Genomic DNA, 22074 nt, shown 5'->3' with positions numbered 1-22074 from the left:
AAAATGGCCTCCTTAAACCGCCGGCGCCTGGGCGACGGCCTTGATGGCGGATACGAAAAGTCCCAGTCCGTCGGTGGATGGGCCGGTTAGCGTGTCAATGGCGTGCTCGGGGTGCGGCATAAGGCCGACGATGCGGCCGGACTCATCGCTGACACCGGCAATGCCGTTGACGGAACCGTTGTAATTATCGGTGTAGCGGAAGACCACGCGGCCCTCGCCCTCGATGCGGGCGATGTCATCATCGCCGGCCTGGAAGCGGCCCTCGCCGTGCTTGGCCGGCACCAGGATCTTCTGGCCCTGCTCAAACTCGCTGGTCCACGCGGTGGTGGAATTGGCCACCTCGAGGTAGGTATCGGTGCAGTGGAAGTGCAGTCCCTTATTGCGGGTCAGCGCGCCTGGCAGCAGGCCCGCTTCGGTAAGGATCTGGAAGCCATTGCAAATGCCGAGCACCGGCATGCCTTGCTTGGCACGATCAATAACGGACTGCATCACCGGCGCGAGCGCGGAAATGGCGCCCGAGCGCAGGTAGTCACCATAAGAAAAACCGCCCGGCACTACTACCGCATCCACGCCGTGCAGATCGGTATCTGCGTGCCAGAGGCTTTTCACCTCTGCGCCGGCGGTGCGGGCAGCGCGAGCGGCATCCACATCATCCAGGGTTCCGGGGAAAGTGATTACTCCGATTGTGGCGGTCACTTACTTGACCTCCAGCCCAACAACCTCGTAGTCCTCGATGACGGTATTGGCCAGCAGCGTGGCGGCTACCTTCTCCAAGTCCTCTGCGGTGACGGAGTCATCGACCTCGAGCTCGAAGCGCTTTCCCTGGCGCACATCGCTGACACCGGATACCCCGATGCGACCCAGCGCGCGGACGACGGCTTGGCCCTGCGGATCCAGAATTTCCGCCTTGGGCATGACATTGACAACTACACGAGCCATGAAATATTTGCCTTACTGTATGGGGCTTTGGTCTGCGCGGCTTAGTTTAGTTGGCACCCCCGCCTTTTACCTAGACTCACCCCCGCAGTGTGGGTTTCACCCCGGTTGAGCAAACTCTACGTGAACCCCAAACGACGCTCTGGCAAACTTCGGCGTGCGCTCCAGCCTGGCCCGGCGCGGTGCTCTACTAATAGACGACGCACACTGTCGCTCTCTTTTTAAGGTTGAATCTATGTCTTCTCGCCGCCTCGGTGCGCTGGCACTTGCCACCGCCTTGTCCTCTGCCGCCCTTGCCGTTCCTACCGCCACGGCCGCCACCGATGGCTCCGCCGCAGTCATCTCCGAGGTCTACGGGGGCGGCGGCAATAAGGGCGCTGCCTTCACCCATGACTTCATCGAGCTCTATAACCCCACCGATGCCCCGATTGACCTGACCGGCTACACCGTGGAGTACTTCTCCGCCTCCGGCAATACCGGCGGCAAGGTGGAGCTTTCCGGCACCATCGCACCGCACGGCTACTTCCTGGTGCAGGGCGCGGCTGGCAATGGCGCGGGCGAGGCCCTGCCTGCCCCAGATGCCGAGGGCAACCTCAACATGTCCGGCTCCAAGGGCTCCGTGCAGCTTGCCGACGCCACCGGTACCCCCATCGATGCCATCGGCTACGGCGCCGCTTCCCTCAAGGAAGGCACCGCCGCCGCGGGCCTGTCCAATGCCACGTCCGCCGCCCGCGACACTGAGGGCACCGATAGCGATGACAACGCCGCCGACTTCACCATCGGCGCTCCCACCCCGACAAACACCGGTAACGAGGCCCCCGCCCCGCAGCCTGAGGAGCCGGCAGAACCCGAGCAGCCGGCCCCCGAGGGCGTCACCGCCATCGCCGATATCCAGGGCACCGGCGCCGAATCCCCACTCAAAGGCCAGACCGTGGCCACCGAGGGCGTCGTCACCGGCGTGTGGGCCGAAGGCGGACTCAATGGCTTCACTATTCAGACCGGTGGCACCGGCGCCGAGATCACCGATGCCTCCCAGGCCATCTTTGTCTATATGGGTGATAAGCCGGCGGATCAGTACCCTGCCCTAGAAGATTCCGTCGAGGTAACCGGCAAGGTCTCCGAATTCTATGGCTCCACCCAACTCACCGCCTCCGCGGTCACGCAGCTCGATACCCCGCTGGAGAAGGTCACCCCACTCAAGGTGGACCAGCTTCCTGATGGCACCGAGGCCCGCGAGCCCTTCGAGCACATGCTCATCCAGCCTGGCGAGCACACCGTGACCAATAACTATTCGCTCAACCAGTACGGCGAGGTCGGCCTCGCCCCCGGCAAGGAAGCCTTCCGCCAGCCTTCCGATATCTTCTCCCCCTCCACGGATCCCAACTCCGATATTCAGAAGCTGACCAAGGACAACGCCGATAAGCTGGTCACCCTGGATGACGGCCGCACCCGCGACTATCTCAAGACCGACCAGGACACCCCACTTCCCTATATCGCCCAGGATGATGCCCAAACCATCAAGTCCCTGCGCACCACCGATACCGTGTCCTTCCAGCACCCGGTCATCGTGGGCTTCTCCCACGACCAGTGGCGCTTCCAGCCCACCATCCCAGTCACCGGCAACACCAAGGGCGCGGACCTGCCTATCTCTTGGGAGGATTCCCGCGCGGCCGAGCTCCACGCCATCGATGACGTCAAGGGCGAGTACACCATCGGCGCCTTCAATGTGCTGAACTACTTCACCTCCTTGGGCGAGGAATTTGGCGGCAGCGCCTACACCGACCGCGAGGGCAATAAGGTCACCGTCAACCGCGGTAAGACCCGCGGTGCCTATACCCAATCCGCACTCGAGGACCAAGAACGCAAGATCGTCGCCGCCATCAACGGCCTCGATGCCGACGTCATCGGCCTTTCCGAAATCGAAGATGGCTACGCCGTTACCGGTGACTTCGCCCAGCGCGATAAGGCCCTCAAGCACCTGACGGAAAAGCTCAACGAGGCCGCCGGTTCCGAGAAGTGGGCCTTCGTCCCCTCCCCGTCCCAGGACGCCGTACCGAGCTCTCCGGATGTTATCCGCACCGCGTTCATCTACCACAAGGATGTGGTCAAGCCCGTCGGCGAATCCCGCATCTTCCAAGACGATCGCTTCACCGGCACTGCCCGCGAACCGCTCGCCCAGGAATTCCAGCCGCTGAAGGAGGGCGAGGAATCCTTCGTTGCCGTGGCCAACCACTTCAAGTCCAAGGGCTCGGTAGCCAAAGGCGACGCCGATTCTGGCGACGGCCAGGGAAATAACCCAAACGTCCGCAACGCACAGGCCCAGGCCGTCCTCGATGCCCTGCACAAGCAGGAGGACTGGAAGGACAAGCCGCTATTCGCCCTGGGTGATTTCAATACCTACACCCACGAGACCGCACTCGATGTCTTCCGCAACGATGGTTTCACCGTCCCTGCCGAAAAGTACGAGGCTGACCCCTCCTACCAGTTCTCCGGCCTGCTCGGCACCCTCGATCACGTGCTGGCCAATAAGGTTGCCACCGGCACGCTTGACGACGCCCAAGTCTGGAACATCAACGCCGACGAACCCGTCGCCTTCGAATACTCCCGCCGCAACTACAACATCGTGGACTTCTACGATGACTCCCCATTCCGCGCCTCCGACCACGACCCGGTCAAAGTCGGCTTTACCCTCGGCGAGGACGACTCCGCCGGCCAGCCGGATGACCCTGCGGACAATCCTGCAGACGAGCCTTCCGATGAGCCAGGTAAGCCAGAGGACAAGCCCTCCGAGAATCCTTCTGAGAAGCCGAATAAGCCTGCCTCCGGCTCTAGCTCCAGCACCAGCTCCGTCGGCGCAGGCATCGCCGCCGCCATCGCGGCCATCGCCGGCCTTGTCGCCATCCCTGGTTTCCTCGCCGTGACCGGCAACCTCCAGAAGGCCATCCCGGCCCCCATCTGGGTCATGCTGCCCAAGGAAGTGAAGGACTTCATCACTAGCCTGCAGCGCTAATCACCCATCAGCCCTAGCCCCCGCAGCTTCGGAGGAAGACTCCCTAGCGGCGGGGCCTTTTGTCATTTCACGACTTTCGTCCATATAAACCACCACAACCGTCGACGGAAATGGGCTTTTATATGGACGAAAATCGCGAAGCTGTGCTTATTGCCCCGCGGAGCCTCTGACGAGAGAATGCGCGGGCTATTTTGGAAGATAAGCGCCGTAATCGGCAGGGGTCGCGCCGGCGTTGATGGCCCGGTCGGCGGCTTTGACGAAGTCATTGATTACTTTGCGGTCATCCAGGTTGCGGCCGGAAACCGAAAGGCGGACGGTGTTACCGCGTTGAGCAGAGCGCTCAGCAGCGCGAATAATGTTCTTTCGCCACCACTTGGCGGAACCAAAGCCTTCACCGAAGGACAGGTTGCGGGCCTGGTGGAACTTACCGGAATTAATCTGGAGAATGCCACGGGTGGAGGCGGCTACCTCAAACTTGAACTGCGGCAAGACCTGCAAGGTACCGGGCGACATGCGCCAGCGTGGAGGAGCGAAGATGGTGGGCTCGAAGCCGATCTTGGCCATCTGGCGGGTAGCTCCGGCGAGGCGCAGCTTCGCCTCGTGCGAATCGAGGTTGGCGAATTCCGCGCGGCGGCCCTGCACTGAACGATCGAAACCGTTCAGGATAAGAACGCGGCCAGCATCGGCCTGGTCTTGGAGCCACTTCTTGGTGTCTTTGTCTTTGGCGAGGTGCCAGTTGCCGTCGATATGCGGGGCAATCAGCAGGGAAACAGGAATCTCCTCCCGATCAAGGATCGAGAGGAGTCGGCTAGCCTGCTTCCGTGTGTCATCAAAGATGCTGGAGATAGATACCAGAAGGTGGCCATTCATAAGGAGAATTATCGCACAGGAATTCAGGATTCGCGCGTTGGCCCCCTATCCGGGTTTTACTTCTCCAAGCCGGTGGCCTTGTTGATGGTCCACGCATACTCGAAGGCGTTCTGACGCCACTTTTCATAGCGGCCAGACACGCCGCCATGGCCTGCTGCCATTTCGGTCTTGAGCAAGAACTCGCCGCCGGTGGCCGTCGTTCGCAGCTGGGCGATCCACTTGGCCGGCTCAACGTAGAGCACGCGGGTGTCATTGAGCGAGGTGATAGCCAGGATGTCCGGGTAGTCCTTGGCCTCGATATTTTCGTACGGCGAGTAGGACTTCATGTAGTCATAGACCTCTGGATCGTGGTACGGGTCGCCCCACTCTTCCCATTCAGGGACCGTGAGTGGAAGCTCCGGCATGAGGATAGAGGTCAGCGGATCCACGAACGGCACGACGGCCTGGATAGCGGTGAAGCGATCCGGGGCCATATTGGCAATCGCGCCCATGAGCATGCCGCCGGCAGAGCCGCCCTCGGCCACCATCTGATCCGCGGTGGTCACGCCGCGGGCGATGAGGTCATCGGCGACATCGATGAAATCGGTGAAGGTGTTCTTCTTCTTGAGCATCTTGCCATCGTCGTACCAGGTGCGGCCCATCTCGCCGCCACCGCGGACATGGGCCACGGCGAAGATCATGCCGCGGTCCATGAGGGACAGGCGGGTAACGGAGAATGCCGGATCAACGCTGACCTCGTAAGAGCCGTATCCGTAGAGCAGGGTCGGATTCGGCTGGGTGCGGTCGAGGTCGGCGCGGTGGACGATGGAGACGGGGATATCGGTGCCGTCGGCAGCCGTGGTCCACAGGCGGTAGGCCACGTAGTCATCCGGGTTATAACCGCCGGGAACCTCCTGCTCCTTGAGCAGGGTAAATTCGCCGGTATCCACGCGGTAATCAAAGAGCTGGGAGGGCTGGGTGAAAGACACGTAGCTCACGCGCAGCACCGGTGCGTCCCACTCGGGATTGCCGGATACGGACACGGTGAAGAGTTCTTCGTCGAAGTTGAGCTCTTCGAATTCGCTAAAGCCGTCATTCACACGCATGATGGCGGCGCGGCCGATGCCGCCGCGGCGGTAGCCCACCACAATCTGATCGCGGTAGGTGTCCACGCCCTCGATGCGGGTGGTCTCCTCGTGCGGCAAGAGCGCCGGCAGGTCACGTAGGGTGGGCAGCTCATCCTTGGCCTTGGTATATCCGACCTCGAAATTGGGGCCGGTAGCGTTGTGGGTGACGATCCAGTAATCCTCGCCCTTAACGACGGCGTGATCGACGTCGTAGTCCACGCCGGATTCGCGCTCCCACAGCAGGCGGAATTCACCCTCGGGGTTGTCTTCTTCGAGGACCCACACCTCAGAAGTCACCTTGGAGCTCACGCCAAGGAAGAGGTATTTATCGGAGCGAGCGCTGCCGATGCCGACGTTGAAGTGCTCGTCTTCTTCCTTGAACACCTGCACGTCTTCGGACTGCGCGGTGCCGACCTTGTGGCGCCAGATGGCGTCAGGGCGCCATGCCTCGTCGACGGTCGTGTAAAAGATATAGCCGTCGCCGGCCCAGGTGGCGCCGTAGAAGATGCCCTTGAGGTGGTCGTCGAGAAGCGCGCCGCTTTCCAAGTCCTTAATATAGAGCTCAAAGCGCTCGTCGCCGGCGAAGTCCACGGAATAGGCCAGGTAGCGGCCGGAATCAGAGATGGAGGCGGCGCCGAGGGCAAAGAAGTCCTTGCCCTCCGCCAGCGCGTTGGCGTCGAGGATGATCTCCTCGCCTTCCGGGGTGCCTTCCTCTGGGATAACCGGGGCCGTCCATGGGTCAGCCCCCTCCTCTACCGGGAGCCGGCAAGAGTAGCCGTAGCTCTTGCCCTCCTCGGTACGGCCGTAGTACCAGTAATCGCCGCGGCGAGAAGGCACGGACATATCGGTTTGCTTGATGCGGGACTTAATCTCCTGGAAGATATTCTCCGTCATCTCATCCAAGTGCGCGGTCTTCGCCTTGGTGTAATCATTTTCTGCGTTGAGGTAATCCAGGGTTTCCTGGGATTCCTTATCGCGCAGCCACTCGTAGTTATCCACGAACTCGCGTCCGTGGAAGGAACGGGTCACGGGGTGGACGGCAGCCACCGGGGCGGAAAGATTCTCATTGCTCATGCCGCCCCACTGTACGCGTGGCGCCCCGTAGAGCGAGAGCTAGGCCTCGGGCGAGAGGAAGTCCGCGAAGCGCTCGCCGGAAAGCCGCTCATAGGCCTCGATATAGCGCAGGCGGGTGGCGGAAACGACGTCATCGGGAAGCTGGGGCGGGGTGCCGTCGGCGGCTTGATCCCACCCGGAGGCGTCGGAAGTCAGCCAATTGCGCACGTATTGCTTGTCGAAGGACGGCTGGACCTCGCCCTCCACGTAAGAATCGGCCGGCCAGTAGCGGGAGGAATCTGGGGTAAGGACCTCATCGGCCAGCACGAGGGTGCCGTCCTTGTCCAGGCCGAACTCGAACTTGGTATCGGCGAGGATAATGCCCTTCTCCTCCGCGAGCGCGGCGGCCTCGGAGTAGATGCGGAGGGTGGCCGAGCGCAGCTCCTCGGCGCGCTCGGCGCCCAGCCTATCCACCACGAAGTCGAAGGAGACGTTCTCATCGTGCTCGCCCTGTTCCGCCTTGGTGGCTGGGGTGAAGATGGGCTCGGGCAGGCGGGAAGCCTCAACCAGGCCCTCCGGCAGCCCGATACCGCACACGGTGCCGTTGGCCTTGTACTCCTTCAGGCCGGAACCGGTGAGGAAGCCGCGCGCCACGCACTCGAAGGGCAGCATATCCAGCTTTTTGACCACCATCGCGCGACCGAGGCACTCGGCGGGGATGCGCTCATCATCGAGCGGGCCGGCCAAGTGGTTGGGGAAATCGATAGAGTCGAAGAAGAACTTCGAGGTCGCGGTCAGCACGCGGCCCTTGTCCGGGATGGCCGGCTCTAGGGCGTGGTCGTAGGCGGAGATGCGGTCCGAGACCACCATCAACAGGGTGTTCTCGTCTACATCGTAGATATCGCGGACCTTGCCGGAGGCAAGATGGGTATAAGAAGAAAGCTCAGGACGCATGACCTTCATTCTAGCGCCCTGGGGTAGCGAGCACGTTTCGATCAAATAAGCCCCGAGATCCGCGCGGGATTCGGGGGCTATTTGATCGAAATGCGAAAAAGAAAGACGCACTGCAAAAAGGAAGGAGCCCAGCGAGGATCGTTTTAGAGGATCTCGCCCGGGGTATAGGCCGCGGCCTTGGGATGCTCGCCTACCAGTGCGTTGATGCGGTTGAGCACCTGGCTGACCTGGGACTCGGCGGCGCCGATGAAGGCGTGCTTATCGGCCAGGGCGGCCTCGAGGTCGGACTCGTCCATGGGCAGGCGGTCATCGGCGGCGAGGCGTTGGACTAGGTCCTGCTCGCCGCCGTTTTCGCGCATATTGAGCGCGACGGCCACAGCGTTTTCCTTGATGACCTCGTGAGCGGTCTCGCGGCCCACGCCGGCGCGCACAGCCGCCATGAGGATGCGGGTGGTGGCCAGGAACGGCAGGTAGCGCTCCAGTTCGCGGTCGATCATGGCGGGGAAGGCGCCGAACTCGTCGAGGACGGTGAGGAAGGTTTCGAATTGGCCGTCGAGGGCAAAGAAGGCATCGGGAAGCGCGACGCGGCGGACGACGGAGCAGAAAACATCGCCCTCGTTCCACTGCTGGCCAGCGAGGTCCGCGGCCATGGTGAGGTAGCCGCGGAGGATGACCTGCAGGCCGCCGACGCGCTCGCAGGAGCGGGCGTTCATCTTGTGCGGCATAGCAGAGGAGCCAACCTGGCCTTCCTTGAAGCCCTCGGTGACGGTCTCGTTGCCGGCCATCAAGCGGATGGTGGTGGCCAGCGAGGACGGGGCGGCGCCGAGCTCCACGAGGGCGGAGATGGCGTCGAAGTCGAGGGAGCGCGGGTAGACCTGGCCCACGGAATTGAAGATGCGGTGGAAGCCTAGGTAATCCGCGATGGCTGTCTCCAAGGAGGCGAGCTTGTCCTCGGAGCCGCCCATGAGATCCAGCATATCTTGGGAGGTGCCCATCGGGCCCTTGATGCCGCGCAGCGGGTAGCGGCCGAGGAGGTCTTCGACGCGCTCGATGGCCAGCAGCATCTCATCGCCGGCCGTAGCGAAGCGCTTGCCCAGGGTGGTGGCCTGCGCGGCCACGTTGTGGGAGCGGCCCGCCATGACCAAAGACTGGTACTCGGCGGCGTGACGGCCGATGCGGGAGACCACGGCGATGGCCTTATCGCGGATGATCTCCAGCGAGGTATGGATCTGCAGCTGCTCCACGTTCTCGGTGAGATCGCGGCTAGTCATGCCCTTGTGAATGTGCTCGTAGCCGGCCAGCGCATTGAATTCTTCGATGCGGGCCTTCACATCGTGGCGGGTGACGCGCTCGCGCTCCGCGATGGACTCGAGGTTCACGTCCTCTACCACGGCCTCGTAGGCATCGATGGCCTTGGCGGGAATGTCTACGCCCAGATCCTTCTGGGCGCGCATGACCGCAATCCAGAGCTTGCGCTCCAAGATGATTTTATGCTCCGGGCTCCAGATATTGGACAGCTCCGCGGAAGCATAGCGGGAGGACAGGACGTTGGAAATCTTCTTCTTTTCAGCCACGTGGCCATTATTCCATGCCTGCCCCGCCGCGGGGTGAAGGGTTAGAGAGAAATCTCACCGTCTTCTGCTCGCTTGCCGATGTCCCGGCGCACAAAGCCACCCGCAAACTCGATGCCGTCGACGGTGGCGTAGGCGTCTGCGCGGGCGTCGGCAAGCGTGGCGCCCTTGCCCAGCACGCTGAGCACGCGGCCGCCCGCGGTGCGGTAGGCGCCATCGGTATGCACGGTGCCGGCGTGGAGGACGCGCTGCGGATCGTCCAGGGCGGCGCCGGTGATGGCATCGCCCTTGCGTGGGGAGGCCGGGTAGCCCTCGGCCGCCATTACGATGATGACGGCGAAGCCATCCTCCCACTCCAGTGGCGGGAGCTCGGAGAGGGTGCCGGTGGCCGTGGCGTGGAGGGCCTCAGCCAGCGGGGACTTGAGCAGGGAGAGCACTGCCTGGGTCTCTGGGTCGCCGAAGCGGCAGTTGAACTCGACGACGGCCGGGCCTTTTTCGCCCCAGGCCAGGCCGGCGTAGAGCAGACCGGAATAAGGGGTGCCGCGGCGCGCCATCTCCTTGGCCACAGGGGTGCAGACCTCGTCCACGATGCGCTGCACGCCGTCTTCCGGCAGCCACGGCAGCGGGGTGTAGGCGCCCATGCCGCCGGTATTGGGGCCCTCGTCGTTGTCATAGGCACGCTTGTGATCCTGAGCCGGCAGCAGTGGGACAACGGTCTCGCCATCGACTAAGCAGAAGAGCGAGACTTCGGGGCCGTCGAGGAAGGATTCCAACAGCACCGGGTTACCGGCTGCGAGGACGGCATCGACGTGGGCGCGGGCGGCGGCGCGGTCCGGGGTGACTACGACACCCTTGCCGCCGGCCAGGCCATCGTCTTTGACCACGAACTGCGGGCCAAAGCGGTCGAGGGCGGCTTCAATGTCGTCCTCGGTGGAGCCCGGACGCAGCTGTTCCGCGCGGGCGGTCTTGACGCCGGCGGACTCCATGACGTCCTTGGCAAATGCCTTGGATCCCTCGATCTGGGCTGCGTCTTTGCTGGGGCCGAAGACAGCGATGCCGGCCGCGCGCAGGGCATCGGCCACGCCGGCGACGAGGGGAACCTCAGGGCCGATGACAACGAGGTCCGCGGCGATGCTCTGGGCGAGCTCCACCATGCGATCAGCGTCATCTACCTGGGAGTAATCCGGGTGGACGGTAGCGAGGGCGGACATGGCCGCGCTGCCCGGCGCGGCGTGGATTTCGGTGCTCTTGGGGTCGGCGGACAGGCCCTTGACAAGGGCGTGTTCACGGCCGCCCGAACCAATTACGAGAATGCGCATGCCCACCATCATAACCAGCGGGTAGCCTGGCACACATGGCTTCTGTATTTACAAAGATCATTAATGGTGAACTACCCGCTCGCTTTGTCTACCGCGATGAGACCTGCGTGGCTTTCCTCTCCATCGAGCCGCTGCGCTACGGCCACACCTTGGTCGTGCCCATCGAGGAAGTAGATAAGTGGACCGACCTGGATCCACAGACCTGGGCACACCTCAACGAGGTCGCCCTGGAAATCGGCGACGCTATCAAGACCGCGTTTGATACCCCGCGCACCGGCTACATCATCGCCGGATTCGATGTCCCGCACACCCATATTCACCTCTTCCCCACCGAGAAGATGGAAGAGTATGACTTTGCCAAGGCCTTCGACGCCGATAACACAGACGATGCCGCGATGGATGAGGCGGCCGCCCGCATCCGTCAGCACCTGGGTACCAACGAGGAAGGCTTCAGGGAGGACTAGGGCTTAGAGGGGGCGTCGGCAAGCGCGGGCAGGCGCACCGTAAAGGTGGTGCCGCGGCCGAGCTCGGAGTCGACGCTAATGCTGCCATCGTGCTGCTCCACCAGGGAGTGGACGATGGCCAGGCCCAGGCCGGAGCCGCCGGTATCGCGGGTGCGCGAGGTATCGGCACGGTAAAAGCGCTCGAAGATGTGCGCCGCATCTTCCTGGGACATGCCCTTGCCGTCATCGCTGACATCGACCAGCACATCATCAGCCTCGCGGCGCAGGCGCAGCGTCACCGTGGCATCCTCGCCGCCGTGGCGGATGCCGTTGGTCACCAGGTTGAGCAGCACCTGATGCAGGCGGCTGGCATCGCCATTGACCACCGGGATGGACTTGGCATCATTGGCCACCTTAATCTCACGGCCGGGGAAGGCCGCACGCGCGGAAGAGCCCACGGACAAGGCCAGCTCCAGCAGGTCTACGGGGTGCAGGTCTAGGCGCGTACCTTCGGCACGGGTAAGAGCCAACAGGTCCTCCACCAGCAGGGACATGCGCTTGGACTCATCATCGATCTTGGAAAAGACCAAATCCACGTCCTTGGTGGCGCCCGAGCGATAGAGCTCGGTATAGCCGCGCAGGCTGGTCAGCGGCGTGCGCAGCTCATGTGAGGCATCGCCGACGAAGCGACGCATCTGTTCCTCTTTCTCCTGCGCGCGCACGACGGAGCGCTGCAGCTGCCCCAGCATGATATTGAGTGCGGCGGCCAACTGGCCCACTTCGGTGTGCAACGGCCATTTGGGAACACGCTTATCTAGGTCACCTGCCGCGATTTCCGACGCCGTCTTTTCCACCACCCGCAGCGGCCGCAACGCCCTGCGGATAAACCAGAAACCCACGGCCGCAATGGCGGCCAGGGCGATGGCGGCAATGGTCACTTGGACCATGGCTAGGCCGTGCAGGATTTCCTTCTCGTGAGTCATATCCTTGGCGATGACCGTGATGACGCCATTGGAATCCGCAAAAGCGAGCGCGCGCCACTTGGTGTTGTTCTCGATGGAACCCACGGTGGTGGGGTAGCCGCCGAGCGGGATATTCTCCGCATTCGGGGTAGTCGACGATGGCCCCGAGTAGCGGATGGTGCCATCGGGCAGGTAGTTCAACACCACGTATTCGGTAGGCGGGCGCTTGGTGTGATCGCCGATGAAAAAGTCATTGCTGATATCGCGCGCCCATGTGGTCGACGCGGAGCGCAGCTCATCATCGACGTTATTGAACAGCACGTTGCGCATGATGGAATTCACCGCAAAGGACGAGCCCGTAATGCCGAGCCCGGAGACCACGACGAGGAGGATGACCAGCCACGTCCGCAGCGGCATGGCCTGTGGGATCTGGGAAAACATCCGCCGCTTGGAGGACTTTCCTTCCCCTTCGCCTTGCCCCAGGCCCTCATGCCACATGGACTGCGGGCGCGCCGCCGCCGCAGGCGCCTGGTCCTGGGTCTCCTGTGAATCTTCCATCACTTAAGCACTTTAGGAGCGCGGGGTGCGCAGTACATAACCCACGCCGCGCACGGTGTGGATCAACTGCGTCTCGCCGGTATCGATCTTGCGGCGCAGGTAAGAGATATAGGACTCGACCACGTTGCCATCGCCGCCGAAATCGTAGTGCCACACATTGTCCAAAATCTTGGACTTGGACAGCACCACTTCCTTGTTTTGCATGAGGTAGCGCAGGAGGTTGAACTCGGTGGGAGAAAGTTCGATGAGCTCGCCGGCCTTGGTGACCTCATGGGTGTCATCATTGAGCGTCAGATCCGCATAGCTCATGGTGGCATCGTTGGTGGATTCTTCCGCCGCGCCGCCACGGCGCATGATGACGCGCAGGCGGGTGATCACTTCTTCCAGGCTGAATGGCTTCGTCACGTAATCATCCGCGCCGATGGTCAGGCCGTGGATGCGCTGGTCCACACCGTCCTTAGCGGTGAGGTAGAGCACCGGGCCGTCCAAGCCTTCTTGGCGCAGCTTGCCCAGCAGCTCGAAGCCATCCATGCCCGGCATCATGACGTCCAGGATGTAGGCATCAGGGTTTACTTCGCGGGCAATGCGCAGCGCCTCGTTGCCGGAATTGGCGCTGTACACCTCGAAGTTCTGGAACTTCAGCGATACGGTGAGTAGCTCCACAATATTGGGTTCGTCATCGACGACAAGAACCTTGGCGAGTTTAGTGTCTTCCATGTTCTCCTCAGATCCCCTTAAAGGTTGTGATTTTCTAACACGTCATCATGGCACGTTTGCTTCCCAGCCTACTGAAGAGTTTCTGCCTGAATCCTGTGAACGTGGATGCTCGGCCTGGCCGGTGCAAAAGAAAACCACGCCCTTCCCCAGGTGAGGAAGGGCGTGGTAGCTAGCGCAGCGCGCTATTTAGAAGTCCTGCGGGCGCGGGATGTTGCGCAGGTTGGACTTTGCCATGGTGATCATCTGGCCAACGCCACCGTCCAGAACGGTGCGGGTGGCAGCCTTGGAGAAGCCCATGAGCTGCTCGATGGTCAGCGTCGGTGGCAGGGAGAGGGCGTTGGGGTCAGTAACGACGTCGATAAGAGCCGGGCCGTTATAAGCCAGCGCCTTCTTGATCTGCTCCGGTGCGTCCTTCGGATCCTCGATGCGGAAGTGCTTGATGCCGGAAGCTTCTGCAATCTTGGCAAAGTTGACGGACTCGTGGTCGGTCTCGTGCTCCGGCAGACCCTGCACCAGCATCTCCAGCTTGACCATGCCCAAAGAAGAGTTGTTGAACACGAACATCTTGATAGGCAGGTTGTGCAGCTTCACGGTGAGCAGCTCACCCATCAGCATGGACAGTCCGCCATCACCGGAGAAGGTGATGACCTGGCGGCCCGGGTTAGCGGCCTGTGCACCCAGTGCCTGTGGCAGGGCGTTGGCCATGGTGCCGTGGCGGAAGGAGCCGATCTGCTCGCGCTTGCCGTTAGCGGTGATGTAGCGAGCGCCCCACACGTTGCACATGCCGGTATCAACGGTGAAGATGGCATCCTCATCGGCGTTCTTGTCAATGAGGTCAGCAACGTACTCCGGGTGGATCGGGGTGTGCTTGTCCACGTTGGAGGTATAAGCCTCAACGACGTGCTCCAGCTTGCCGTAGTGCTTCTTGAGCATCTTGTCCAGGAAGGAGCGGTCCTTCTTCTCATCCACGTGCGGCAAGATGTTCTCGATGGTGGCGGCTACGTCACCGGTGACCGGGTAGGAAATCTTGGTGCGGCGGCCGATGTGGGAGCCGTTGATGTCTACCTGCGCCACGTTGGCATCTGGCAGGAAGTCGTTGTACGGGAAGTCGGTACCCAACAGGATGAGCAGGTCAGCCTCGTGGGTGGCCTCGTGTGCCGCACCGTAGCCCAGCAGGCCGTTCATGCCTACGTCAAACGGGTTCTCGTACTGGATGTACATCTTGCCGCCCAGGGCGTGGCCGATGGGAGCCTTGATCTTCTCCGCCAGCTTGAGCACCTGCTCACGGGCGTCCTTGACGCCGGCACCAACGAAGAGGGTGACGGACTTAGCCTCGTTGATGGCCTGGGTCAGGGCAGCGGCCTCGGCGGGATCCGGGAAGACGACCGGGCGGCCAGTAGAGATCTTGGACTCGACGAAGGAGTCATCCTCGGCGTCCTGCATGGAGACGTCACCCGGGATAACGAGGACGGAAACGCCATTGCCGGCCATGGTGGACTGGATGGCGTGGTGCAGGACAACGCCGCCCTGCTCAGCGGAGTTGACCATCTCGCAGTAGCCAGAGCACTCCTGGAAGATTGCCTCTGGGTGGGTCTCCTGGAAGAACTTGGAGCCGATCTGGCGGGATGGGATGTGGGAAGCCAGTGCCAGCACCTTGGCGCCGTTGCGGTGGGCGTCGTACAGGCCCTGGATCAGGTGGGTGTTGCCCGGGCCGCAGGATGCGGCACATACGGCCAGCTTGCCGGTGGTCAGGGAATCTGCCTCAGCAGCGAAGGCTGCTGCTTCCTCGTTGCGGACGTGAATCCACTCGATGGAGGAGCGACGAACGGCATCAACGATCGGGTTCAGGGAGTCACCGACGAGGCCATAAATGCGCTCGACACCCTGCTTTTCCAGGGTGTCAACTAGCTGTTCTGCATAATTACGTGCCATTAAAAATCATCCTTAACTCTTAATTGGTGTTAATACCACTGTGCTACTTAGACCGCAGGAAAGTCCACTCATCTCCTATACACTCACACACTGCGCCCAGCTGTGAGGAAGGCAATACTAACCTATCTTCGGCTGCAAACTGTAACGACCGTTCGGTACTGTTTACTGCGCTATGAGTATCCACCCGCCCCGCGCACAAGACCACACCGCTGCGGCCTCCACGGCCGCCCAGCGGTGGTCTTTCTGCGCCGTCATCTCTCTGGGGTTACTCATGGTTGGGCTGGATAATTCCATCCTCTACACCGCATTGCCGCAGCTGTCGCAGCAATTGCACACGACCGATACCCAGCAGCTCTGGATTATCAACGCCTACGCGTTGGTGCTCTCCGGCCTCCTTCTTGGCGCCGGCACACTGGGCGATCGCACCGGCCACCGGCGGATGTTCCTCATCGGCTTGGCCGTCTTCGGCGGCGCTTCCCTGCTCGCCGCTTATTCCCCCAGCGCTTGGACGCTGGTTTTAGGCCGCGCCTTCTTGGGCTGCGGCGCCGCCATTATGATGCCGTCGAGCCTGGCGCTCATCCGTCTGACCTTTCCCGATGAGGTGGAGCGCAACACGGCCATTGGCATCTGGGGTTCTGTCGCCGTCATCGGCGCGGCGGCTGGCCCCACCGTGGGCGGCTTCTTTTTGGAGCATTTCTGGTGGGGCTCGGTCTTTTTGCTCAATGTCCCGGTTGTGGTCGTGACCATTGTGCTGACCTTGTTCCTTGCCCCACCAAACGCTCCGAACCCCCTAAAACACTGGGACTTCCCTTCGTCCCTGTATTCCCTTATCACTCTCGCCAGCCTGGTGCTGGCCATTAAATCCCTGGCACACCATTGGCCGGTAAGTGCCGCCGCAGGCATCGTCTTCATCTGCGGCGCGCTCGCCTTTGGCCGCCGCCAGGCTCGCTTGTCAGATCCCCTGCTGACCTTCGATATCTTTGGCTCCCGCATCTTTAGCGGCGGGGCCCTAACGGCCGGCGGCGCCATGTTCGGTCTCGCCGGCCTGGAGCTGCTGAGTACCCAAAAGCTGCAGCTTGTCGACGCCCTCTCACCCCTCCACGCCGGCCTCATCATCTCCGCCATGGCGTTCTCTGCCATCCCTACCTCCATTCTGGGCGGTGCCACCTTGCATCGCGTGGGGTTCCTCCCCCTCATTAGCGGCGGATTCTTGCTCATGGCCGCCGGCATGGCCCTGGTGGTGGTGAGCCGGGGTGAGACGCTTCCCCTACTCGTCTCCGCCTTAGTGCTCACCGGCCTAGGCGCGGGCCTGGCCATGTCCGTGTCCTCCACCGCCATCATCAATGCCGCGCCTCTTCATCGCACGGGCATGGCCTCGGGTGTAGAAGCGGTCTCCTATGAATTCGGCACCCTAATCTCCATTGCACTGACCGGCACCCTCGTGCCGCTGCTCATGGCCCGTGAACTGCCGCCACACCTCGCGGAACTGGGTACCGACGCGCTGCATCGCCCCGCTTCCCACGCGGCCGCCGCTAGCGCCTACAATGCCGGATATCTTTCCACCATCGGCGGCCTAGCTTGCTTCGCCTTGCTCCTAGCCGCGATAACCGCCTGGTGTTTCCGCGATAACCCCAAATCAGGAGTTCCCTATGCCGCGACTCAACAAAAAGACCACAGCCCTTGAAGCTGCGCTCGATATCATCGCCGCCGAGGACGTCTCTGGCCTTACCTACGACTCCCTGGCGCAAGCGACCGGCATGTCCAAGTCTGGTCTCATTTATCACTTCCCTACCCGCCACGACTTGCTCGTAGACTGCCATCGGTTTTGCGCCGCACGCTGGGAAACAGAACTCGAGCGCCTGGCCGGCGGCCACCCGGCAAGCGAGCTCAGCTGGGCCGAGCGCTCCCGAGCGCTCGTATTGTCGATGGGCAAGAACGACCCTCTCATCCAACTCTTGATGTGCGTACATTCCCAGACCCATCCGGATTTTTCCGCCCAGTGGGCCGAGGTGGATGCGCGCTGGATGGTCGATCCTTCCGCCGCCGAGACGGACGAGGATGATCTGCTGGTCATGCTGCTGAGTACCGGCCTGTGGGTGCACGATCACCTCAACCAGCGCAAGCTCTCCCCCGCCAATCGCCAGCGCATGGTCGACCGGCTTTTTCGGCTTATCGACGCCCCCTCAAAAACCACCGAAGGCTAGGCCCACACCGGGGCCCAGCCCCCTTTTGAGCTGGAGACGAGACTTGAACTCGCAACCTACGCATTACAAGTGCGTTGCGCTACCAATTGCGCCACTCCAGCACCGCGGGAGAAATCCCGCTCGTTGCATAGTACCCGAGCACCAGCGCCGAGGGGAAAGCGGTCCCCCATCTATGCATTGACAGGGTGCAGGGACTAAAGTTCAGGCAGAAACTTTCCCACATTCCCAGCGCTTTTTTGAGGGTTATTTCCGTGTCATTTTTGTCCGCTATGCGGGAGCGCTTGCGCGCTTCCTCGGGCCAGGTAGCCATCATCGACGCGGCTAAAGCCGCACCGCCGCCATCACCACTCGCCCCGGTCGATCTCACCGACGCCGCCCAAGTCACCGGCGTTATGGAGATCGCCGCTCGCATTGGTGAAATCCTGATCGGAGCCGGCACCGCCAACTCGGATGCGCGCGCCCAGGTGCACCTAGCAGCGTCGTCGTATGGCTTGCACTACTGCCACGTGGACATCTTGATGAATACCATCACCATCCACACCACCATCGGCACCGGTGAGCGGCGCCAGAACCTGCACGTCTTCCGCGTAGTGCCGAGCATTGGCGTGGATTTTTCCAAGCTCGCGGCCGTCGATAAGCTCATTCGCTCCATCCACTCCGGCCAGATGCCGCCGGCCATGGCGGAGCAACGCCTAGACGAGATCGACCGCATGCCAGCGCCCTATAAGCCGTCCACGGTCATGCTCGGCTGGGGCGCGATGGGTGGCCTGATTTCCATGATGCTTGGTGGCGACCTGCTCGTCGGCGTGGTGGCGTTTGTGGTCTCCGCGTTCATCATGGGCCTGAACGCCTGGTTGGCTAAATACCGCCTGCCGCCCTTCTATCAGAATGTGGTCGGCGGCTTTTTCGCCGTCTTCCCGGCCGCCATTTTGTACAATGTCGCGGCCTCCTTCGGCATTAATTTCTCGCCCGCGCAGATCATTGCCTCCGGCATCATCGTGCTGGTGGCGGGGCTGACGTTGGTGCAATCGCTTGTCGACGGCATCACGCGCGCCCCCGTTACCTCCTCCGCCCGCTTCTTTGAGGCGCTACTATCTACCGGCGCCATCATCGCTGGCGTCGGTGTGGGCATCCAGCTGGCCGATTCGCTGGGCTTTAACCTGCCGCCGCTGGCCACGCTGGCCCCGCCGGTCTACCACGAAATTCCACTGCTAGTGCTGCTTGGCGGTACCGGTTCTGCTGCCTTTGCGCTGGCCTGCGGCGCGGCCTGGATTGAGGTCACCATGTCTGGTCTTACGGCCGCGGCCGGCATGATTTTCTATTACTTCGTGGTGGTGCCCTTCGGCGTCGGCCCGGTGATTGCCTCTGGTCTTTCCGCCGTGGTCGTCGGCCTGGCCGGCGGTTTGATGTCGCGCCGCTGGGGAATCCCGCCGCTTATCACCATGATCGTGGGCTATACGCCGATGCTGCCCGGCCTCATGCTCTACCGCGGCATGTACGCCTCGCTCAATGAGCAGATGATTACCGGCTTTACCAATATCGCAACGGCGCTGGCCATCTCCGGTGCACTGGCCGCCGGCGTGGTATTGGGTGAACGCGTGGCCCGCCGCCTGCGTCGCCCGCAGTATTTCCGCCCTTACTCCGCCTTTAAGCGCATCGGCCGCTTCTCCTTCCATAAGGCCACGCACTTGGCCCGCAAGGCCCCGCGCATCCCGCGCGTGCCGATGTCCCCGTTTGCCCCGCGAGTCAATCGCCCGGAGCTACCACCAAAGCTCGGGCCGAAACCACCGCAGCAGCACCCGCGCCACGAGGCCCAAAGCCATGCGCCGCACACCCGCTCGGCCGCGGACCTGTGGCCGGAGGATTCCCAGTGGCCGGCGCAGCCGCAGCAGCGCGAGAAGACCACCTATACCGTGCCCGGAACCGAAACGTTTCAATCCCAGAAACCGGAGCAGCCAGGCACCAAATCCGGACCCGAGAGGCCTTAAACGCCGCCGGTAGCGTACAATATTTGCTCTGATAGCTTTTCTTGCAAGCGCTTAAGTAGTTTCCACAACGTTCAGGAGGACACGTCGTGCCACCCAAGGTCCAAGACACCCACCCACAGGCTGACCAGAATCACGCCCTTGAGGAGGAGACCTCCCGCGCAGCCCGCCGCATCGTGGCCACCTATGCGCAGGACTTCCTCGACGGAGTGACCCTGATGTCCATGCTGGGCGTGGAGCCAAAGGGCCTGGTGCACAAGAAGGTGCTGGCGGAGCAGGCCGATGCCGCTCCGAAGAAGTCGACCAAGAAATCCAGCAAAAAGTCCACGAAGAAGTCGACTAAGAAGTCCACCAAGAAATCGACGAAGAAGTCGACCAAGAAGGCTACAAAGAAGGCCACCAAAAAGGCGACGAAGAAGGCCTCCAAGAAGGCAACGAAGAAGTCCACGAAGAAGTCTTAAGTTATTCTTGCACCATGAGTGAGCATGGCAATGACTTCGTGGTGGTGGCCAACCGCCTGCCGGTAGATCTGGAAACCCAGCCCGATGGCAGCCATACCTGGACTCCCTCACCGGGCGGTCTGGTCACCGCTTTGTCTCCAGTCCTCGAATCGCACCAGGGCTGCTGGGTGGGCTGGCCCGGTGTGGCCGATGCCGCACCAGAGCCCTTCCGCACCGATACCGGCGTGCTGCTGCACCCAGTCAAGCTCACCGAGTCCGATTTCGAGGGCTTTTACGAAGGTTTTTCTAATGCCACCCTGTGGCCGCTCTACCACGATCTCATCGTCACCCCTACCTATGACCGCGATTGGTGGCACGCCTATCGCGAGGTCAACCTGCGTTTTGCAGACGAGGTAGACGAGGTTGCCGCCGAGGGCGCCACCGTATGGGTACAGGACTACCAGCTGCAGCTTTTGCCTGGCATCCTGCGCCAGAAGCGCCCGGATCTCACCATCGGATTCTTCCTGCACATCCCTTTCCCTTCTGCCGATCTCTTCCGCCAGCTGCCCTGGCGCGAGGAGCTCGTGCGCGGGCTACTTGGCGCGGATCTCATCGGCTTCCACTTGGAGGCCAATGCCCGAAACTTCTTGGAGCTTGCCCGCCGCCAGGGCCTCAACGTGGAAGGCGAGGCCAGCACCCGCGAGGTCACCGCGCATATTCGCCTGCCGCAGGGGCGCACCATCGGCGTAGGCGCCTTCCCCATTTCTATCGCTGCAAAGGACTTTGCCGCGTTCACCGCGGAGGATGAAAGGGACGTCGCCAAGCTGCGCGAAGAACTGGGCTCACCCAAGCGAATCATCTTGGGCGTGGATCGCCTCGATTACACCAAAGGCATCCTGCAGCGGCTGACCGCCTTTGAGGAGTTACTGGATACCGGCGTGCTCGACCCGGAAGAGGTAACGCTGGTGCAGCTAGCCACGCCGTCGCGCGAGCGTCTCGACCATTACAAGGCCACCCGCTCCAAGGTAGAAGAAGCCGTCGGCCGCATTAACGGCCGCTTTTCCCGTGTGGGCCACCCGGTGGTGCACTACCAGCACCGCGGCGTGGCCAAGAGCCTCCTGCGCTGCTACTACCGCATGGCCGATGTCATGCTGGTCACCCCCTTCAAGGACGGCATGAACCTGGTGGCCAAGGAATACGTCGCCTGCCACGACGATGGCTCGGGCGCGCTGGTACTTTCCGAGTTCGCCGGCGCGGCCGATGAGCTCAGCCAGGCCTACCTGTGCAATCCCTTCGATATCGAGTCCGTCAAGGCCGCCTTGCTCAATGCGCTCAAGGCGCTTGACGACGCCCCCTCGGCAATGACCCAGCGCATGCTCACCATGCACCAGCAGGTCACTGAGCACGACGTGCAGCTATGGTCCCAGTCCTTCCTGGGCTGCCTGCGCCAGGTCGAAGAACAGGAGGCGGGCGCATGATGTCTCGCCTTACCCGCCTGGCCGCAGCGCCTATTGCCGCGACCTGTGCCGCCGCATTACTGGCCGGCTGTGGTTCCGGCGACGAGGAACCCCAAGCCCCTGGCGATGAGCAGATCTTGGATAAGCAGTGGCAGGTAGTCTCCATCAACACCACCCCGGATGCCGCCTCCACCATCCCGGAATCCATCCCGCAGGCACCCACGTTGAGCTTTGGTCAATCCACGATGGTGGGCACCACCGGGTGCGCCCAAATGGTGGGCAAGGTGACCTATTCCGCCGATGATGAGCGCCAAAACATCCGCGAGGGCAACCGCCTCCACTTTGACGAGGTGGAGTTTGACGAGACCGCCGAGGATTGCCACGGCGCGTCCGTCTGGGCCGATAACCTGCTGCGCAACCTGATTTCCGCGGACCACGATTTCCACTACACCGTCAATTCCAATAACCAGCTGGTCTTGGAACTGGTCACCGATGAAGTGGACTCGCCGTCTATCAAGTTGGTTTCCCTGGGCGGATAGTTGCGTAGGCTGGAGGCC

General features: G+C 62.2%; 18 protein-coding genes and 1 tRNA gene. 8 read left to right on the top strand and 11 right to left on the bottom strand.

Going from position 1 to position 22074, the window contains the following annotated elements; translation table 11 throughout:
• Window positions 1–12: 12 nt before the first annotated feature.
• Together purQ and purS are read right to left on the bottom strand one after the other, a co-directional pair.
• Window positions 13–696 carry a phosphoribosylformylglycinamidine synthase subunit PurQ gene (gene purQ, locus QKD99_RS02690; RefSeq protein WP_005325791.1) on the bottom strand — a complete coding sequence of 228 codons (684 nt, stop codon included), beginning with the start codon at window positions 694–696 and terminating at the stop codon, window positions 13–15.
• Window positions 697–939, bottom strand: coding sequence for a phosphoribosylformylglycinamidine synthase subunit PurS (gene purS, locus QKD99_RS02685; protein WP_150850979.1), 243 nt, complete (start codon window positions 937–939; stop codon window positions 697–699).
• Window positions 940–1171: 232 nt separating this feature from the next.
• On the opposite strand from purS, the gene QKD99_RS02680 reads away from it, so the two are divergent.
• On the top strand, window positions 1172–3946 hold the full coding sequence (locus tag QKD99_RS02680; RefSeq protein ID WP_347950644.1) for an ExeM/NucH family extracellular endonuclease: 2775 nt from the start codon (window positions 1172–1174) through the stop codon (window positions 3944–3946).
• 186 nt (window positions 3947–4132) lie between these two features.
• Here QKD99_RS02680 and QKD99_RS02675 read toward each other — a convergent pair whose 3' ends face one another.
• The 5 genes from QKD99_RS02675 to purD form a co-directional block, all read right to left on the bottom strand.
• On the bottom strand, window positions 4133–4816 hold the full coding sequence (locus QKD99_RS02675) for a DUF2334 domain-containing protein (protein WP_005325788.1): 684 nt from the start codon (window positions 4814–4816) through the stop codon (window positions 4133–4135).
• Window positions 4817–4872: 56 nt separating this feature from the next.
• A complete protein-coding gene (locus QKD99_RS02670) occupies window positions 4873–6996 on the bottom strand; it encodes a S9 family peptidase (protein ID WP_179386956.1) in 2124 nt (707 codons plus the stop codon).
• Between the two features lie 39 nt (window positions 6997–7035).
• Window positions 7036–7929: a phosphoribosylaminoimidazolesuccinocarboxamide synthase gene (locus tag QKD99_RS02665; RefSeq protein ID WP_347950643.1), complete on the bottom strand. Its 894-nt coding sequence runs from the start codon at window positions 7927–7929 to the stop codon at window positions 7036–7038.
• A 143-nt stretch (window positions 7930–8072) separates the two neighbouring features.
• Window positions 8073–9503 carry an adenylosuccinate lyase gene (gene purB, locus QKD99_RS02660; RefSeq protein ID WP_284766981.1) on the bottom strand — a complete coding sequence of 477 codons (1431 nt, stop codon included), beginning with the start codon at window positions 9501–9503 and terminating at the stop codon, window positions 8073–8075.
• Window positions 9504–9544: 41 nt separating this feature from the next.
• Window positions 9545–10819: a phosphoribosylamine--glycine ligase gene (gene purD / locus QKD99_RS02655; RefSeq protein ID WP_347950642.1), complete on the bottom strand. Its 1275-nt coding sequence runs from the start codon at window positions 10817–10819 to the stop codon at window positions 9545–9547.
• 35 nt (window positions 10820–10854) lie between these two features.
• Here purD and QKD99_RS02650 point away from each other — a divergent pair, with 35 nt between their 5' ends.
• A complete protein-coding gene (locus QKD99_RS02650; RefSeq protein ID WP_347950641.1) occupies window positions 10855–11283 on the top strand; it encodes an HIT family protein in 429 nt (142 codons plus the stop codon).
• On the opposite strand, the gene QKD99_RS02645 is transcribed toward QKD99_RS02650, so the two are convergent.
• The 3 genes from QKD99_RS02645 to QKD99_RS02635 form a co-directional block, all read right to left on the bottom strand.
• Window positions 11280–12782: a HAMP domain-containing sensor histidine kinase gene (locus QKD99_RS02645; protein WP_347950657.1), complete on the bottom strand. Its 1503-nt coding sequence runs from the start codon at window positions 12780–12782 to the stop codon at window positions 11280–11282. The two genes, QKD99_RS02650 and QKD99_RS02645, sit on opposite strands and share 4 nt — an antisense overlap.
• A gap of 12 nt (window positions 12783–12794) precedes the next feature.
• Window positions 12795–13499, bottom strand: a complete 705-nt coding sequence (locus QKD99_RS02640; RefSeq protein ID WP_005325775.1) for a response regulator — start codon at window positions 13497–13499, stop codon at window positions 12795–12797.
• 186 nt (window positions 13500–13685) lie between these two features.
• Window positions 13686–15431 carry a pyruvate dehydrogenase gene (locus QKD99_RS02635; RefSeq protein WP_239278208.1) on the bottom strand — a complete coding sequence of 582 codons (1746 nt, stop codon included), beginning with the start codon at window positions 15429–15431 and terminating at the stop codon, window positions 13686–13688.
• Window positions 15432–15603: 172 nt separating this feature from the next.
• Here QKD99_RS02635 and QKD99_RS02630 point away from each other — a divergent pair, with 172 nt between their 5' ends.
• Together QKD99_RS02630 and QKD99_RS02625 are read left to right on the top strand one after the other, a co-directional pair.
• Entirely contained in the window at window positions 15604–17115 is a 1512-nt protein-coding gene (locus QKD99_RS02630; RefSeq protein ID WP_347950640.1) for an MFS transporter, read from the top strand.
• Window positions 17081–17635: a TetR/AcrR family transcriptional regulator gene (locus QKD99_RS02625; protein WP_225746437.1), complete on the top strand. Its 555-nt coding sequence runs from the start codon at window positions 17081–17083 to the stop codon at window positions 17633–17635. The genes QKD99_RS02630 and QKD99_RS02625 overlap by 35 nt, the downstream gene beginning before the upstream one ends.
• A gap of 28 nt (window positions 17636–17663) precedes the next feature.
• Here the strand turns inward: QKD99_RS02625 and QKD99_RS02620 are convergent.
• Window positions 17664–17736 (bottom strand) — tRNA-Thr (locus tag QKD99_RS02620).
• 150 nt (window positions 17737–17886) lie between these two features.
• Between QKD99_RS02620 and QKD99_RS02615 the strand changes: the two genes are divergently transcribed.
• The 4 genes from QKD99_RS02615 (at window position 17887) to QKD99_RS02600 (ending at window position 22056) form a co-directional block, all read left to right on the top strand.
• Entirely contained in the window at window positions 17887–19623 is a 1737-nt protein-coding gene (locus QKD99_RS02615; protein WP_284787356.1) for a threonine/serine exporter family protein, read from the top strand.
• An 86-nt stretch (window positions 19624–19709) separates the two neighbouring features.
• The gene (locus QKD99_RS02610) at window positions 19710–20081 is read left to right on the top strand and encodes a hypothetical protein (RefSeq protein ID WP_005325749.1); all 372 of its coding nucleotides are present in this window, start codon (window positions 19710–19712) and stop codon (window positions 20079–20081) included.
• Between the two features lie 14 nt (window positions 20082–20095).
• The gene (locus QKD99_RS02605) at window positions 20096–21538 is read left to right on the top strand and encodes a trehalose-6-phosphate synthase (protein ID WP_347950639.1); all 1443 of its coding nucleotides are present in this window, start codon (window positions 20096–20098) and stop codon (window positions 21536–21538) included.
• Complete coding sequence (locus QKD99_RS02600) at window positions 21535–22056, top strand: hypothetical protein (RefSeq protein ID WP_347950638.1); 522 nt, start codon at window positions 21535–21537, stop codon at window positions 22054–22056. The genes QKD99_RS02605 and QKD99_RS02600 overlap by 4 nt, the downstream gene beginning before the upstream one ends.
• Window positions 22057–22074: the final 18 nt, after the last annotated feature.

Origin of the sequence: Corynebacterium sp. c3Ub_189, assembly GCF_039907195.1 — a bacterium.
Classification (GTDB): Bacteria; Actinomycetota; Actinomycetes; order Mycobacteriales; family Mycobacteriaceae; genus Corynebacterium.
This window is presented reverse-complemented; position numbering and strand designations above follow the sequence as displayed.